Source organism: Streptomyces sp. LN549 (assembly GCF_043203805.1).
In the GTDB taxonomy this organism is placed as follows: Bacteria; Actinomycetota; Actinomycetes; order Streptomycetales; family Streptomycetaceae; genus Streptomyces.
In genome coordinates, this window is the sequence record NZ_JAZHRI010000002.1 from 7,993,368 (window position 1) to 8,008,747 (window position 15,380).

Below are 15,380 nucleotides of genomic sequence, written 5' to 3' on the forward strand. Positions count from 1 at the left end.
GAGCGGTTACGGCTCCGACAGCCCCGCCCCCGTCCGTCCGACGGGTTGCGGCGGGTTGGGCGGCGGGGTCAGTGCGTCGCGCGGGCCAGGGCCCGGTCCGCCGCGCCCCGCGAGGTGTGCCACAGCGTGGTCACGGGCTCCCAGACGCGGATGCCCCGGTCCATGCCCACCGTGGCCGCGCCGAACGTGACCCCGTAGTGCGCGGGGTCCGCCGCCACGGACAGGCTGCGGACCACATGTCCCCGGGTGGTGCCGCGCTCCGCCGTGCGCACGGCGGCGTAGCCGCGCTCGCCCGGCGAGAGCACGTAGGAGCCGCTGGTGGCGGGCGGGACGGGCTGGGCCGAGCCGTCGAGGCCCCGGAACGTGATCGTCGGGATACGGTCCACGACACAGGTGCGGCCGCCCCGGTTGGTGACGGCGATCCGCGCCACGTTGTGCTTCCCGCCGGGTGCGGCGGAGAGCCTGAGGGCCTTCTCCTGGCAGTGGGCCGGGCGGGCCGACGCCCCGTGGGTCGCCGCGCCGGCCGTCGTCGACGCGGCGGTGGCCGTCAGGGCCAGGGTGGCCGCCGCGGTGAGCGCGACGGTGAGAGTGGAGCTCGGACGCATGATGTTTCTCCCCTTGGATCGACAGCCTGCGGTCGCGGCCACAGGGCCCCGGTGGCCGGTAAGGCCGACAGGGACATTCTGAACGGTATGCCCGGTTCATGGCGATAGATCGGACATATCGGTTCTGCATCTGTCGCCCGGATGGCGCTGCCGCCCACCCGCACCTCATGGGTGGGTGGCAGCGGGCCGGAGCTACCGCGCCCGGACCGTGGCCATCACCTCGCGGTCCGGCTGCAACGTCAGGGACGGCACGGGTTCGACCGTGCCCGGATCCACGTCCAGGTCGAAGCGGCGCGCGAGTACCGCCAGGATCAGCACCGCCTCGACCATCGCGAACCGGGTGCCCAGGCAGACCCGCGGGCCGCCGCCGAAGGGGAACCAGGCGTACTCCGCGATCTCGTCGCCCGCCTCCGCGTCCCAGCGCTCCGGGCGGAACTCCTCCGGCTCGGGGAACCACCGCTCGTCCCGGTGCGTGGCCCACTGACTGCTCCACACCCTGGTGCCCTCCGGCATGGGCACCCCGCCGATCCGTGCCCCTTCCTTCGCGACCCCGGTGACCAGCCAGATCGTCGGGTACAGCCGCAGCGTCTCCTTGACCACCGCCTGGGTGTAGGTGAGCCGGGCGTAGTCGTCGAACCCCGGCTCGCGGTCACCGAGCACCCGGTCCAGCTCCTCGGTGAGCGCGGCCCGCGCCCGGGGGTTGCGGGACAGCAGGTACCAGGCCCACACCAGCGTCGAACTCGTCGTCTCGTGGCCGCCGATGTACAACGTGACCGTCTCGTCGCGGATCTCCTGGTCCGTGAGCCGCGCCCCCGTCTCGTCGACGGCGGTGAGCAGCCGGCTGAGCAGGTCCGGGCGGTCGTCCCCGCCGTCGCGATGCCGGGCGACGACCCGGCCCACCTCGGCGTCGATGACCGCGGCGGCCTTCTTGATCCTGGCCCGTCCGGGCGTCGGCACCCAGTCCGGCAGCAGCGCGCCGATGCCTGCGAACTCCTTGCCGATCTCCGCCTGTGCCACGTCCATGGCCCGGCCCATCGCCTCGGCGTCCGCTGGGGTGTCGACACCGAAGATGGTGCGGACGGCGATCTTCTGCGTCAGTGCCGCCATCTCCCGCTTGATGTCGATGCGTTCGCCGCCCGACCAGGTGTCCGCGAGCTCCACCGTGCTCCCCGCCATGGTCGCCGCGTACGACCGCACCTGCTTGGGCCGTACGGACGGCTGCACGAGCGACCGCTTGCGCCGCCAGTCGCTGCCGCGCGCCACCACGACGCCGGTGCCCATCACGGTACGGAAGGCGATACCGAGCGCCGGCTGGTCGAAGGTGCGTTCCGTCTCGGTGAGGAGTTCGCCGATGCACTCCGGATCGGCTACGAACACACAGGAGTTGCGGCCGAAGCGCCACTGGACCATGTCTCCGTGGCCGCGCAGCCGCTCGAAGAACGCCAGAGGATTCTTTCCGAACTGAGGCATGCTCCCGAGGAAGGGCAGCCCCTTCGGGCCCGGGACGATCCTGTGGCCGCGCGGCCCGGCATCGACGGCCGGCCCGGTCTCCGTGGACATGAAAGGTCTCCGCTCCCTGGTGGCGCGCCACGATCGGCACGCGGCGACATGGCTCCGGTGGAACCGCTGACCACGTTCCCGTCACCGGCCTTGTGGAGTACGTGAGTTGTCGAGGGTAGTCGCGCGGGGTGCCGGAGCACGAGGCGGCCGTGCGGCGCTGCGGTGGTGCGGAGCGCAGGTGGCGGCGCGGACTGCGCCGCGAACGGACTCCTGCGGGAATGGCGACGGCATGCGGTGCAGAGGCCTCGAGGATGACATCGCCGATGGGGGAGTTTTTGCCTAAAGCTATTAGGCAACTGCATAATAGTTGATGCCAAACAGGGAGATGAGCATGGTGCGTGTGGGGCTGACCGCGGAACGCCTGGCCCAGGCCGGGGCGGAGCTGGCTGACGTGGTCGGCTTCGACCAGGTGACCGTTTCGGCGCTCGCCCGGCGGTTCGACGTCAAGGTCGCGAGCCTGTACTCACATCTGAAGAACTCCCACGACCTCAGGACCAGAATCGCCCTGCTGGCCCTGGAGGAGCTCGCCGACCGCGGCGCGGCCGCCCTGGCGGGCCGGGCCGGCAAGGACGCCCTGAGTGCGTTCGCGGACGTCTACCGCGACTACGCCAGGGAGCACCCCGGCCGTTACGCCGCAGCCCAGTTCAAGCTCGACCCGGAGGCGGCCGCAGCCAGTGCCGGTGGCCGGCACGCCCGGATGACGCGGGCGATCCTGCGCGGCTACGACCTGACGGAACCGGACCAGACGCACGCGGTACGGCTGCTGGGCAGCGTCTTCCACGGCTACGTCAGCCTGGAGATGCAGGGAGGGTTCAGCCACAGCGCCCCCGACTCGCAGGAGTCCTGGACACGGGTCATGGACGCCCTTGACGCGCTGCTGCGCAACTGGCCCGCGCCCTGACCGCGTTCCGCTGCCATCGGCCGGCGGTGACCGTCGCCGCGGGAGACCGAACACTTCAGACGTCACGAGTAACAGGTAGAGACATGGACACTGAGACCAGCTGGATCACCACGCCGATCACCGCGGACCTTCTGCGCGGCGCGCTCGACCTGGAGCGCACCGAGCGGGGGCTGCGCCCGCACCGGCTGCCCGCCCGGGCCCGCGCGCAGTGCGCGGACGGTCAGTTGGCCATGGCGGAGGCCCAGCCCTCCGGCGTACGGCTGGTGTTCCGTACCCGAGCCACCGCCATCGAGCTGGACGCACTGCGTACCAAGACGGCCTACGAGGGCGCACCGCCGCGTCCCGACGGGGTCTACGACCTGCTCGTCGACGGCCGGCTGGCGGGACAGGACCGTGCGACCGGGGGCAACGTCCTCATGGTCGACATGACCACCGGGTCCGCGGAGACCCGGCCCGGCCCGCTCGGCACCGTCCGGTTCTCCGGGCTGGCCGAGGGCGTCAAGGACATCGAGATCTGGCTGCCGTACAACGAGACCACCGAGCTCGTCGCCCTGCGCGCCGACGCCCCCGTCGAGCCGGCACCGGAGAGCGGCCGCAAGGTGTGGCTGCACCACGGCAGTTCGATCAGCCACGGCTCCGACGCGGCAAGCCCGACGTCCACCTGGCCCGCGCGTGCCGCCTTCCTCGGCGGCGTGGAACTCATCAACCTGGGCCTGGGCGGCAGCGCACTGCTCGACCCGTTCACGGCCCGCGCGATGCGCGACACCCCCGCGGACCTGATCAGCGTCAAGATCGGGATCAACATCGTCAACGCCGACCTGATGCGCCTGCGCGCCTTCGCCCCGGCGGTGCACGGCTTCCTCGACACCATCCGCGAGGGGCACCCGGACACCCCGCTGCTGGTCGTCTCGCCCGTCCTGTGCCCCATCCACGAGGACACTCCGGGCCCCAGCGCCCCCGACTTCAGCAACCTCTCCGAGGGCAGGATCCGGTTCGCAGCGATGGGCGACCCCGCGGAACGGGCCGCCGGAAAGCTCACGCTCAACGTCATCCGGGACGAGCTGAGCCGCCTCGTGGCGCAGCGCTCGGCCGACGACCCGAACCTCCACTACCTCGACGGCCGCAGCCTCTACGGCGAGAAGGACTTCGCCGAACTGCCGTTGCCGGATCAGCTCCACCCGGACGCCGCCACCCACCGCCGCATCGGCGACCGTTTCGCCGGACTGGTGTTCACCGACGACGGTCCGTTCGCCGCCTGACCGGCCGGCCGGCCGTTCCCGGTGGCATCAGCCCGTATTCGGCGGCGGGCCGGGCCGGACGAGCCCGGACTGGTAGGCCATGACGACGAGTTGGGCACGGTCGCGGGCGTCGAGCTTGTTCATCGCGCGCTGGATGTGGGTGCGTACGGTGAGCGGGCTGAGGGCGAGGGATTCGACGATCTCGGTGTTGGACCTGCCGTTGGCGGCCAAGGCCGTTACCTCGGCGTCGTGCCCCTTGGCGCGCTCCTGCCGGTAGCGGGCGATGACGAAGACCGCATAGTCGATCCCGACCGCGAGACCCAGCATGCTCGCCAGCGAGCCGGTGGACGGGGACAGGCCGAAAGCGCTGCCCAGGGCCATGATCGAGGCCGTGCTGATCCCGACGCCGAGGACGGCGGTGAGGAGCGGGACCCCGGCGGCGGCCGGCGAACCGAACGTGATCAGCAGCACCAGCGCGGCCACCGCGACGCCCACGGCTTCACCGATGCCGCCCGCCCCGACCGAGCCCGACACCGCGGACCCGCGCGCCTCCACCGTCAGACCGGCCTCCTCGGCCCGGTCGATGACGTCCTGCAGTTTCTGCTTGCCGGCGTCCGTCAGCGCGTCGGCCGCCACCTTGTACGAGACGCTCGTGTACGCCGTCGAGCCGTCCCTGCTCACGGCGTGCGCGTCGAAGGGGTTGCGGCGCCGTTGACTGCGGGTCCGTGGCGATCTCGGCCACCGCTTCGTCGACGGCCTGCCGGTACTCGGCGGCAGTGACCTTCCGTCCGTCCGGGGCGACGAGGACGATCTGGGCACCGGCCCCGTCCGCTTCCGTGCCCGGGAACCGCTCGTCCATGAGGTCGAACGCCCGCTGGGACTCCGTCCCGGGCATCGAGGAGGATCGTCGGGCGCCGCAGGGGCGCTGACCGCACCGACCGATCGCCGCCAGGACGGCCGGCCACGGCAGCACCACGTATCGGCGCCGCCCGAAGGCCGCCCGGCCCAGTCGGTACAGGAATGACGCCATGGAAAAGGGACTCCGCATCTCTCGGGAACCCTTCGAGCCTCTCGGGACCGACCCCCTCCCGGAGTCATGCGGCTGCGGACAATCCCGGCTACTGAATACGCAGCAGAGGCGCCCCGGACGTGCTGCGACCGCACGAGGGGACGGGCCGGAGAACCAGGAGAGGACGACCGCCGCCCGAGGGGAGGGCCGGGCCGTGAACACCGATCCCACCCAGCTGAGCGTCCGAGAAGTTCAGAGCCCGACGATCAGCTGAATGCAGACGATCTTGACGAGGATGGCCAGCGCGAACAGCGTCGAGTACCCGTTGTTGACGCGGCTGTCGCTGACCCGGCTGTTGGCGTACGCGGTGATCGCCGGGTTGCCGACGTACCCGGAGAGCAGGCCCATCGTCCGCTCCCGGCTCTGTCCGAGCGCCTTCGCGATCAGCACCATGAGCGTGTAGCTGACCACCGCCCCGATCACCAGGACGGCCACCAGCTTCAGACCGAACACGGAGAACGCGTTCTGGCGGAAGGAGTAGCCGGAAGTGAGGCCGACGACCGCGAGGAAGAGCAGCAGCCCGAGCTGGCGCAGCGTGAGGTTGGCCCGGGTCGGCAGGGTCCACACCAGGGGGCCGGTGCGTCGGCGCCAGCCCAGGATCATGCCCATCACCAGCGGCCCTGCGCCCGTCCCGAGGGCAAGGGTGGTGGAGCCGAGGGTGAGTGAGGGGATGGCGATGAGGAAGCCGAGCGTGAGCCCGAGCCCCAGGCTCACCGCGCTCACCTCGCTGACCTTCGTCTCCGTGTCACCGAGGTACGTGGAGACCTCGGTGATCCGTTCGCGCGGCATCACCACGCGTACCCGGTCGTCGAGCTGGAGCATCAGGTCGTCATGGGCGAGCATGTCGACATCGCCGCGACGGACCCGGCTGACGGCCGCCCCGTACCGCTCGCCCAGACCGAGTTCGGCGATCGTGTGGCCCGCGAGTTCCGGGTTCGTGAGCAGGACCCGGCGGTAGTCGACCGTCCGCCGGTTGTCGAGGAGATGGACGGGGGCGGCCGAGCCCAGCCGCTCGGTGGCGGTGCGTACGTCGTCCTCGCCGCCGACCAGCACGACCAGGTCACCGGGGCGCAGCCGCCCCAGTCCGCGCGCCACCCGCACGTCGCCGCCCTCGGGGCGGTACTCGCTGGCCAGCACCCGGTGGTCCGCGACGCCCGGCACCTCGTCCCACTCCGTCTCGTGATCCACCTGGACCGTACGGGTGACGAGGACGGGCGGCGGCCCTGAGTCCGGGTCGCGGCGTGCCACCCAGCGGCGGCGGGCCGCGACCGCGGAGACGAACAGGATGGTGATGACCACGGCGAGCGGATAGCCGATCGCGTACCCGACCGCGGGCTGCGCCGGATCGGCCGAGGCCTCCTGGGCGGCGGCCAGGCCCGGCGTGGTCGTGCCGATGCCCGCGTAGCCTCCGGCCAGGAACGGTCCGCTGATCCCGAAGCCGCTGTGTCCCACATAGCCGACCACCACCGCGGTGAGCGCGAGCGCCACCACCGCACCGGCCATCACCGCAAGCTGGCTGCGCAGTTCACGGAAGAACGCCGGCCCCGATTCCAGACCCACGGTGTACACGTACAGGGCCAGACCCAGCGCCGAGACGCCCGCCGGCACGGCGGGTGCGATGTCCTCGTCGAGCGCCCCGACCAGCAGGCCGACGAACAGGACACCGGCCGCACCGAGTTTCACCGGGCCGAACCGCACCATTCCGAGCAGGGCGCCGACGGTGATGACGGCGAACACGGCCACCCAGGGATTGTCCGCGAAGAACTGCCACACGGGGCGGGCCTCCCGAGAGAAGAGCGGGCTGAGCCTGACCCGGGTCATGGTCTTCGAGGCGACGGGAGGCTGCCACTCGGGAGAAGCTGACGTGGATCGGTGCGGCGCCTGACAGGTGGTCGGGAGCGGCTTCCGCCGCGCGTCGACGCGCGGTCCGGGCGGCCCACGCGGACCGGACCGCTGCATCCTCCTGCGGTCCGGTCCGCGTGGGCCACGCCGTCGGCCGGGCCGGTCGCCCGGCCCGGCCGACGGCGACGCGTCGTCAGACGCCCGGCGGGACCCGGGACGGGCGGCCGCTGCCGCGCGTCAGCGAGTAGCCGAAGACGGCCGCGAACGCGCCCAGCACCCCGCCGCCGACCGTCCACAGCCAGCGGTCGGTCCACCAGCCGGAGGACCAGCCGTCCTCGGGTTCGCCCGCGAGTGCGACCGGGGCCGCCGACGCTCCGTCGGCGGCCTGCTCGACCGAGGACACGCCCGGAACCAGCGGCTTGGAGAGGCTGCCGTCGACATCGGCCGCGCCGCCCTTGTCGGCCGCGGTGACCTCGACCTCGGTCTGCACCGGCAGCCCGAGGTCCGCCGAGGGCAGGTCGACGACCGTGAGGCGGACGTAGTAGCTGCCGGGCAGCGGGTCGTTGGCCCACGGTTCGGACCAGGCCCTGACGGTACGCAGGACGCAGGTGAGCTCGACCGTGCCGGCGTCGGCCGCGATCTTGCCGGTCTGCTTCCCGTACATGCAGGCCTGACGACGGCGAAGCCCGTCGTACACGTCCACCTGCCAGGTAGAGGCGCCGTGCCGCGCGGTGCTCTCCGGCAGGGTGACCTTCGCCCGGACCGTGGCCCGCTGTCCGGCGTCGGCAGGGAAGACCCAGTACAGGTAGTCGCCGGTGGAGGCGCCGGCGGTGGCGAGCTGGTCCTGCTGGAGCGCCGTGGCGGTGCGGAAGGTGGTGCCCGCCTCCGTGGGGCCGGACCCGTCACCGGACTCGCTCGGGCTCGGACTGGCCGACGGGTCGTCCGCGACGGCGGCACCCGCCCCGGTCAGCAGGGCGAGCCCGGTCAGCAGCGCACCCGCGAGCACGCGTCTCGTACGGAACATCAGTGGGTCCTCCAGACGGCGAAGCGCCAGCGCGAGATCCAGCCGGTCAGCAGGCCCGCGATCAGTCCGGTCAGGACGAGCACGCCCAGCAGCCACCAGCCGCGGCCGAGACCGAACGCGGCGGCGTCGGCCGCCGCGTCGGGGGCGTCCACCAGGTCGATCGTCAGCTCGACCGGCATGCCGGGAGCGGTCTTCACCGAGGCGGGGGCCGAGAAGGAGTTGGAGACCTGGAGACAGACGGTCTCCGCGGCCGGCTCGACGTCGTCGTCCGTGTCCTGTTCGGGCTTCGGGTAGCGCAGACCGGAGGAGATGGCGTCGGTGCGTCCGGTGCCGGACTCCGCACCTCTGACGATCTCGCGGCCGTGCACGGTGACCGCACGCAGCAGCATGCCGTAGTCGTTGCTGACCGCACGGTCGGCGAACACGCTCACCGAGGCGCGCAGTTCCTGGCCGGGCAGCACGTCGACCCGGTACCAGCGGTGCTCGGCGAACTTCTCGCGGTCGGTGTAGAGACCCGGCGCGAGCTTCGGGGCGTCGGTGCAGCTGTCCGTGCCCTTGGCCGCGACCGGGGTGACGACGGGTTCCGCCGCCCGGTCCACCAACTGCTTGACGCGGCCGGAGAGTTCATCGGTGTGCTGGACGGCGGTGTACGTGCCGCCGGTGGCCTCCGCGATGCAGGTGAGCTGCTGGCGGATCTTCGCGTTCGGTACCAGGCCGAGGGTGTCGATGACCAGGTGGATGCCGCGCGCCGCGATGTCACGGGCGACCTCGCACGGGTCGAGCGGACCGCAGGTGTCCTCGCCGTCGCTGATCAGCACGATCCGGCGGGTGGAGTCGCCGCCTTCCAGATCGTCGGCGGCTCCCAGCAGCGCCGGTCCGATCGGGGTCCAGCCGGTGGGCGCCAGTGTGGCGACCGCGGTCTTGGCCTCGGTGCGGTCCAGCGGTCCGACCGGGTAGAGCTGCTTGGTGTCCTTGCAGCCGACCTTCCGGTCGTCGCCCGGGTAGTCGGCGCCGAGGGTCCGGATGCCGAGCTGCACCTGCTCGGGCACCGCGTCCAGGACCTCGTTGAACGCCTGCTTCGCGGCGGTCATCCGGGACTGGCCGTCGATGTCACGGGTCCGCATGGACCCACTGACGTCGAGCACGAGCTCGACCTTGGGGGAGGCTTTGGTGGGGGTTTCATCGGCGGACGCGGGGAGCGCCGAGCCGAGCCCGGCGGTCAGGGTGGCGAGCAGAATGCCCACCCCGACCGTCAGCCTTCTTCTTATGATCATCGCCGGATAGTAGTGAACATCAGTTCGCTATCCAAAACGGCCGGTGCCCGCCGCACGCGCTTGTGTGCGGCGGGCGACGGGACATGACAGAGGGTCAGCTCCGCCGGCCGGTCCGGCCGTGAGTTCTGCCGTCAGTTCAGCCGGTCGGCTTCGCCGGGTGGTCCGCCTTCGCGCCCAGCAGCGGCCCCGCCGCCCGTTCCAGTACCGAACCGACTCGCTCCCAGGTGGCCAGGTCCCTCTCGACCGCCTCCAGGCGCACGTCCTCACCCGTGTCCCAGCCGGAGGCGATCGCCACGGGGTCCGTGCCCGTGGCCGCCGAGGCGGCGAGCGCGGCGGCCCCCAGTGCGACCAGTTCCCCGCTGGCGGGCACGGTCACCGGCCGTCCGGAGAGGCGGCGTACCGTCTCCACCCATACGCGTCCCTGGGCGCCGCCGCCGATCAGCCGGAGCGGCCGGTTCGCCACCTCGGGGTCGGCCGGGTCCAGTCCGCAGGCCAGCAGCAGTTCGTCCAGCGCGCGCAGCACGGTGACGATCGCGCCCTCGTAGGCGGCGCCCAGGAGTTGCTGCGGAGTCGTGTCGTGGCGCAGACCGGTGAGGAGGCCGGCGGCGGTGGGCAGGTCGGGGGTGCGTTCGCCGTCCAGGTAGGGCAGGAGTACGGCTTCGCCGCCGGGGGTCGCGTCATTGCGGTCCAGGCCCAGCAGGGCGGCCACCTTGTCCACGGCGAGCGTGCAGTTGAGGGTGCAGGCCAGCGGAAGGTACGTACCGTCCGCCGCGGCGAAGCCGGCGAGTGCGGGGGAGGCCGGCCGGGCCCGGGAGGCGGTGAAGACCGTGCCCGAGGTGCCCAGGCTGAGGACCGGGTGGTCGAGGAGCCCGGCGCCGCCGAGCCCGAGGCCGACGGCGGCGCTCATGTTGTCACCGGTGCCCGCCGCGACTGCGATGCCGGCCGGCAGGCCCAGCGCCGCGGCGGCCTCCTCCGTCAGTGAACCGACGCGCGCCGCCCCGCTGGATGCCACCTCCGGCAGCAACTCCGGGTCGATGGAGAGGAGTGCGAGGAGCTCCGGGTCGTAGGAACCGGTCGCGGTGGAGTACCAGCAGGTACCGGACGCGTCGCCCGGATCGGTGACGGCGCGGCCGGAGAGGCGCTCGGTCAGGAAGTCGTGGGGGAGCCGGATCGCGACGGTCGCGGCGGCGGTCTCCGGTTCGTTCTCCCGCAGCCACTGCCACTTCGACGCGGTCATCGAGGCCACCGGCACCGAGCCGGTGCGCGCGGTCCAGGCGTCGGCTCCGCCCAGTGCCACGGTGAGCGCGGCGGCCTGCGGGGCGGAGCGGGTGTCGTTCCACAGGAGGGCCGGGCGCAGCGGGCGGCCCGCGCCGTCGAGGACGACCAGTCCGTGCTGCTGCCCTGCGACGGCGATCCCGGTGATGTCGGCGGCGGCGACGCCGGACTCCTTCAGTCCGGCGGCTACCGCGTCGCGCAGCGCCTGCCACCACACCTCGGGATCCGTCTCGCGGGCCCCGCCCTCGCCGGTGACGACATGCGGGGCGCGGCCGACGGCGAGCAGCCGGCCGGTGGCGGTGTCGACGAACGCGGCCTTGGTGGACTGGGTGGAACTGTCCACACCGATGACGACCTCATGCGGCGGCATGGCTGACCTCAATCTCTGGCTCAGGGGGTTCCCGGGCTGTGGACCCTCGCACTGCGGGCTCTCACGTCGACGGGATTTGATCGTACGCAAAACAAATTACGCGATGGATCCCCTCCGGAACAGGGGATGCTCCGGATTTCCGGGGTCGTGGGGTTCCGTTCACGAGGTGGTCCGTGCATGATTAGTCATGACAGTGAACAAATTGAGGTTCGGCCGCTCGACCGGCTGCGGACCCAGGCACCGAAGGCGGCTGGACCATGACGGAACGCTTCACGCCCACCCCCCAGGACAAGTTCACCTTCGGTCTGTGGACCGTGGGCTGGCAGGGGCGCGACCCGTTCGGTGACGCGACCCGGGAGCCGATCGACCCGGTCGACTCCGTCCAGCGGCTCGCGGAGCTGGGCGCCTACGGCGTGACCTTCCACGACGACGACCTGATCCCGTTCGGCTCGACGGACTCCGAGCGCGAAGGCATCGTGAAGCGGTTCCGTCAGTCGCTGGACGCGGCCGGACTCGTCGTTCCCATGGCGACGACGAACCTCTTCACCCACCCCGTCTTCAAGGACGGCGCGTTCACCGCCAACGACCGCGACGTCCGCCGCTACGCGCTGCGCAAGACGCTGCGCAACATCGACCTCGCCGTCGAGCTCGGCGCCACCACCTACGTCGCCTGGGGCGGCCGTGAGGGCTCCGAGTCGGGTGCGGCCAAGGACATCCGCGTCGCGCTCGACCGCATGAAGGAGGCCTTCGACCTGCTGGGCGACTACGTCACCGAGCAGGGCTACGACCTCAAGTTCGCCATCGAGCCCAAGCCGAACGAGCCCCGCGGCGACATCCTGCTCCCCACCATCGGCCACGCCCTCGCCTTCATCGAGCGCCTGGAGCGCCCCGAGATGGTGGGCGTCAACCCCGAGGTCGGCCACGAGCAGATGGCCGGGCTGAACTTCGCCCACGGCATCGCGCAGGCCCTGTGGGCGGGCAAGCTCTTCCACATCGACCTCAACGGCCAGTCCGGCATCAAGTACGACCAGGACCTCCGCTTCGGCGCCGGCGACCTGCGCCAGGCCTTCTGGCTCGTCGACCTGCTGGAGAACTCGGACTACGCGGGCCCGCGCCACTTCGACTTCAAGCCGCCGCGGACCGAGGACTACGACGGCGTCTGGGCCTCGGCCGCGGGCTGCATGCGCAACTACCTGATCCTCAAGGAGCGCGCCGCCGCCTTCCGCGCCGACCCGGCGGTCCAGGAGGCGCTGCGTGCGTCCCGGCTGGACGAGCTGGCCCAGCGCACCGCCGAGGACGGCGTGGCGGGTCTGCTTGCCGACCGCTCGGCCTTCGAGGACTTCGACGTGACCGCCGCCGCGGAGCGCGGCATGGCGTTCGAGGCGCTGGACCAGCTGGCGATGGACCACCTGCTCGGCGTCCGCTGACCCGGCGGGCCGCCCGGCGGCAGTGAGCAGGAGGGGGGACGGAAGCGCGCCGCGCTTCCGTCCCCCCTCTCTCTCTGTCGTACGGGCGCCCGTCAGGGCCGTTCGTTCAGGCCCGGGTCCGCCCCGCGTACGCCACCGGGTCGGCCAGTACGTCCGTCATCACCAGCGCCGCCGCACCCCGTGCCGCGTCACCCGCTACGGACGAGGCGCGCAGCCGGGCGCTGCCCGGTGACCACAGCCCGGAGACCACCCGGTCCGTCAGCTCCTCGTCGGCCGACGGCGCCAGCCACGGCATCAGGTTCCGGTAGATCCCACCGAGCACCACCGCATCGGGGTCCAGCAGATTGACCGCCCCCGACAGCACCCGCCCCAGCTTCCGGCCGGCCTCGGCAACCGCTGCCACCGCCCGCTCGTCCCCGGCCCGGGTACGCCGCTCCAGCTCGGCGACCCCGATTCCGCTGCCGGTCTCCTCGATCCCGGCCGCCCGCAGGAGCGCCGCCTGCCCCGCGTACTGCTCCAGGCAGCCACGCGAGCCGCAGCGGCACTGCGGTCCCGCCGTGTCCACCACCACATGCCCGATCTCCCCGGCGAAGCCGTGCGCACCGCGCAGCAGTTCGCCGTTGACGACCAGAGCGCCACCGACGCCGATCTCACCGGTCAGATAGAGGAAGCTCCGGATCCTCCCCAGCCCGCCGAACCACAGCTCGGCCAGCGCCGCGAGATTCGCCTCGTTCTCCGAACTCACCGTCAGTGCCTCGTGACCGGGACGCTCGGCGGCCAGTGCGGCGGCGAACAGTTCCTCCGCGGGCACCTGGTTCCAGCCCAGGTTCGGGGCCTGACGCACCGAGCCGCCGGAGACCAGACCCGGCAGCGCCAGGGCGACGCCGACCGGGAACAGCTCCTGTTCACGCGCCGACTTCAGGGTGCGTGCGGCGATCCTGGCCGCCCGGGCCAGCACCTCGGCGGGCGGCGCGCCCCGGTTGTCCAGATGCTCGGTGAGCCGGACCCGGCCGGTCCCGGCCAGATCGACGACGACCACCGACACATAGTCGATGTTGACCTCGACGCCGAGCCCGGCCGGCCCGGTGCGGGCCGTCTTGAGCGCGGTTCCTGGCCGGCCCGCCTGGCCGCTGAACGTCTTGCCCGACTCCGTGAGGAACCCGCTGTCGAGCAGCTGCTCGACGAGCGAGGACACGGCGGCCCGGGTCAGCCCCACCCGCGCGGCGACCCCGGCCCGGGTCGCCTCGCCCTCGCCCTCGTCACGGACGGCCCGCAGCACGAGGCTGAGGTTGCTGCGCCGGACGGTGTCCTTGTCGGCCTTGGGCCCCAGCGGCGTGAGGTTGCTGTTCATATCGGTCCCGAGCCTATGCGATCCCGTACGCCAGTACGGTCGCGATGCGGGCAGACCGGGTCCCGGCCCGCGCGCACGGCGGACCGGGACCCGGCAGCCCTCAGGCCGTGGCCCCGCGCTCCTTGAGCATGTCCGCCATGAGCGCGATCTCCGACTGCTGGCCCAGGACCATGCCCGAGGCCAGGTTCCGGATCTCGTCGGTGCCCGCCGCGGTGGCGGCCGCCTGTGCCATCTCCGCCCCGGCCCGGTGATGTGCGGTCATCAGCCTCAGGAAGTGCACCTCGGCGTCCTTGCCCTTCGCGGCACGCAGCGCGTCGAGTTCGGCGTCGGTCGCCATGCCGGGCATCAGCGCGCCGTCTCCGCGCGGGGTGACTGTATGGCCCATCCACGCCATGGGCGGCCCGGGGGAGCTCTTCGCCCGCCCCCACGTCTCCAGCCAGCCCAGCATCATGCCGCGCTGGTTGGCCTGGGTGTTGATGATGTCGTACGCGAGCCGGCGCACCGCCACGTCGGAGGTGCGGTCCCGGACGATGAACGACATCTCGACCGCCTGCTGATGGTGGACCGCCATGTCGCGCGCGAATCCGACATCGGCCGAGGTCTCGGCGGGAGCAGCCGTGGACGCCGCGGTGACGGGGGCCGACGAGGAGGGGCGTACGAGCATCAGCACGACCAGACCGAGCGCGAGCAGCAGAACCGCCCCGCCGGCCAGCACCATCGGCCGTGACGCACGGGCCGCGGACGTCACTTGGCGATCCCGCCGGAGCAGGCGGCGCCGGGCTCAGGGGTCTGCGGGCCCTGGACGTACTTCGTGAAGAACTGGGCCACGCGTGCGTCGGTGGCGCTCTTCACGGCCAGCTGCTTGCCCCAGGCGCTGAGCATCAGCGGGGACCCCTGGTCCTCCAACGGGCTCATCAGGGAGTACGGGGTGGCCGAGACCTTCTTCTCGAGCTTCTTGACGTCGGCCGGTTCCGCCTTGCTCGTGTACGTGACCCAGACGGCGCCGTGCTCCAGGGAGTGGACCGCGTTCTCCTTCGGTATCTCCTTGGTGTAGACATCCGCGTCGCAGTTCATCCACACCGGGTTGTGATCGCCGCCGACCGGCGGGTTCATCGGGTAGTCGACCTTCTTCTCGACATGGTTCTGCGTGAGCTTGTCCCAGCTCTTCTCACCCTCGACGGGCGAGGACTTGGCGGCCGTCTCGGCCTTGTCCTGCTCGTCGGCGGCATTCATCAGGTAGCCGCCGCCGACGACCAGACCGGCCACGACTGCGACGGCCGCGGTGATGGTGATGATGCGGCTGCGGCGCTCACGGGCCCGCTCCTTGCGGCGGGCCTCGTCCAGCTTGGCGCGGCGGGCGGCGGCAGGGGTGTTCTGCTTCTTGGTGGAGGCCATGGTGGGTCCTTGGGTTCGTGACGCGGACGGGTTGCGGGCACACGGGAGC

The 15,380-nt window shown here is 72.0% G+C and carries 13 protein-coding genes and 1 pseudogene; 3 read left to right on the forward strand and 11 right to left on the reverse strand.

Going from position 1 to position 15,380, the window contains the following annotated elements:
• Positions 1-68: 68 nt before the first annotated feature.
• A complete protein-coding gene (locus tag SH922_RS35535; protein ID WP_393062657.1) occupies positions 69-605 on the reverse strand; it encodes a DUF4232 domain-containing protein in 537 nt (178 codons plus the stop codon).
• Between the two features lie 192 nt (positions 606-797).
• Positions 798-2,165, reverse strand: coding sequence for a cytochrome P450 (locus tag SH922_RS35540; protein ID WP_393062658.1), 1,368 nt, complete (start codon positions 2,163-2,165; stop codon positions 798-800).
• Positions 2,166-2,496: 331 nt separating this feature from the next.
• Here SH922_RS35540 and SH922_RS35545 point away from each other — a divergent pair, with 331 nt between their 5' ends.
• On the forward strand, positions 2,497-3,066 hold the full coding sequence (locus tag SH922_RS35545) for a TetR/AcrR family transcriptional regulator (RefSeq protein WP_393062659.1): 570 nt from the start codon (positions 2,497-2,499) through the stop codon (positions 3,064-3,066).
• Between the two features lie 83 nt (positions 3,067-3,149).
• Entirely contained in the window at positions 3,150-4,325 is a 1,176-nt protein-coding gene (locus SH922_RS35550; RefSeq protein WP_393062660.1) for a GDSL-type esterase/lipase family protein, read from the forward strand.
• Positions 4,326-4,352: 27 nt separating this feature from the next.
• Here SH922_RS35550 and SH922_RS35555 read toward each other — a convergent pair whose 3' ends face one another.
• The 6 genes and pseudogenes from SH922_RS35555 to xylB all read right to left on the reverse strand — a co-directional run bounded on the left by SH922_RS35555 (position 4,353) and on the right by xylB (position 11,158).
• On the reverse strand, positions 4,353-4,985 hold the full coding sequence (locus SH922_RS35555; protein ID WP_393062661.1) for an MMPL family transporter: 633 nt from the start codon (positions 4,983-4,985) through the stop codon (positions 4,353-4,355).
• 91 nt (positions 4,986-5,076) lie between these two features.
• Positions 5,077-5,352, reverse strand: a pseudogene (locus SH922_RS35560) (MMPL family transporter); the annotation flags it as partial.
• A gap of 213 nt (positions 5,353-5,565) precedes the next feature.
• Positions 5,566-7,194 carry an aspartate:alanine exchanger family transporter gene (locus SH922_RS35565; RefSeq protein ID WP_393062662.1) on the reverse strand — a complete coding sequence of 543 codons (1,629 nt, stop codon included), beginning with the start codon at positions 7,192-7,194 and terminating at the stop codon, positions 5,566-5,568.
• Positions 7,195-7,408: 214 nt separating this feature from the next.
• The gene (locus tag SH922_RS35570) at positions 7,409-8,239 is read right to left on the reverse strand and encodes a hypothetical protein (RefSeq protein WP_393062663.1); all 831 of its coding nucleotides are present in this window, start codon (positions 8,237-8,239) and stop codon (positions 7,409-7,411) included.
• Entirely contained in the window at positions 8,239-9,513 is a 1,275-nt protein-coding gene (locus SH922_RS35575) for a VWA domain-containing protein (RefSeq protein ID WP_393062664.1), read from the reverse strand. The genes SH922_RS35570 and SH922_RS35575 overlap by 1 nt, the downstream gene beginning before the upstream one ends.
• Positions 9,514-9,649: 136 nt before the next feature.
• A complete protein-coding gene (gene xylB, locus SH922_RS35580; protein WP_393062665.1) occupies positions 9,650-11,158 on the reverse strand; it encodes a xylulokinase in 1,509 nt (502 codons plus the stop codon).
• A gap of 257 nt (positions 11,159-11,415) precedes the next feature.
• On the opposite strand from xylB, the gene xylA reads away from it, so the two are divergent.
• A complete protein-coding gene (gene xylA, locus SH922_RS35585; protein WP_393062666.1) occupies positions 11,416-12,585 on the forward strand; it encodes a xylose isomerase in 1,170 nt (389 codons plus the stop codon).
• Between the two features lie 106 nt (positions 12,586-12,691).
• Here the strand turns inward: xylA and SH922_RS35590 are convergent, their stop codons facing one another.
• The 3 genes from SH922_RS35590 to SH922_RS35600 all read right to left on the reverse strand — a co-directional run bounded on the left by SH922_RS35590 (position 12,692) and on the right by SH922_RS35600 (position 15,331).
• Positions 12,692-13,936 (reverse strand): ROK family protein, encoded by a 1,245-nt coding sequence (locus SH922_RS35590; protein ID WP_393062667.1) that lies wholly within the window; start codon positions 13,934-13,936, stop codon positions 12,692-12,694.
• A 100-nt stretch (positions 13,937-14,036) separates the two neighbouring features.
• On the reverse strand, positions 14,037-14,684 hold the full coding sequence (locus tag SH922_RS35595; protein ID WP_393062668.1) for a DUF305 domain-containing protein: 648 nt from the start codon (positions 14,682-14,684) through the stop codon (positions 14,037-14,039).
• Positions 14,681-15,331, reverse strand: a complete 651-nt coding sequence (locus tag SH922_RS35600) for a DUF3105 domain-containing protein (protein WP_393062669.1) — start codon at positions 15,329-15,331, stop codon at positions 14,681-14,683. Before SH922_RS35600 ends, SH922_RS35595 begins: the two co-directional genes overlap by 4 nt.
• Between the last annotated feature and the right edge of the window lie 49 nt (positions 15,332-15,380).

What these genes read in the sequence shown, in the direction of transcription:
- SH922_RS35550 (WP_393062660.1), top strand. Translation starts at nt 3,150, where the DNA reads ATGGACACTGAGACCAGCTGGATCACCACGCCGATCACCGCGGACCTT.
- SH922_RS35540 (WP_393062658.1), bottom strand. Translation starts at nt 2,165, where the DNA reads ATGTCCACGGAGACCGGGCCGGCCGTCGATGCCGGGCCGCGCGGCCAC.
- SH922_RS35570 (WP_393062663.1), bottom strand. Translation starts at nt 8,239, where the DNA reads ATGTTCCGTACGAGACGCGTGCTCGCGGGTGCGCTGCTGACCGGGCTC.
- SH922_RS35535 (WP_393062657.1), bottom strand. Translation starts at nt 605, where the DNA reads ATGCGTCCGAGCTCCACTCTCACCGTCGCGCTCACCGCGGCGGCCACC.
- SH922_RS35600 (WP_393062669.1), bottom strand. Translation starts at nt 15,331, where the DNA reads ATGGCCTCCACCAAGAAGCAGAACACCCCTGCCGCCGCCCGCCGCGCC.
- SH922_RS35575 (WP_393062664.1), bottom strand. Translation starts at nt 9,513, where the DNA reads ATGATCATAAGAAGAAGGCTGACGGTCGGGGTGGGCATTCTGCTCGCC.
- SH922_RS35565 (WP_393062662.1), bottom strand. Translation starts at nt 7,194, where the DNA reads ATGACCCGGGTCAGGCTCAGCCCGCTCTTCTCTCGGGAGGCCCGCCCC.
- SH922_RS35545 (WP_393062659.1), top strand. Translation starts at nt 2,497, where the DNA reads ATGGTGCGTGTGGGGCTGACCGCGGAACGCCTGGCCCAGGCCGGGGCG.
- xylB (WP_393062665.1), bottom strand. Translation starts at nt 11,158, where the DNA reads ATGCCGCCGCATGAGGTCGTCATCGGTGTGGACAGTTCCACCCAGTCC.
- xylA (WP_393062666.1), top strand. Translation starts at nt 11,416, where the DNA reads ATGACGGAACGCTTCACGCCCACCCCCCAGGACAAGTTCACCTTCGGT.
- SH922_RS35590 (WP_393062667.1), bottom strand. Translation starts at nt 13,936, where the DNA reads ATGAACAGCAACCTCACGCCGCTGGGGCCCAAGGCCGACAAGGACACC.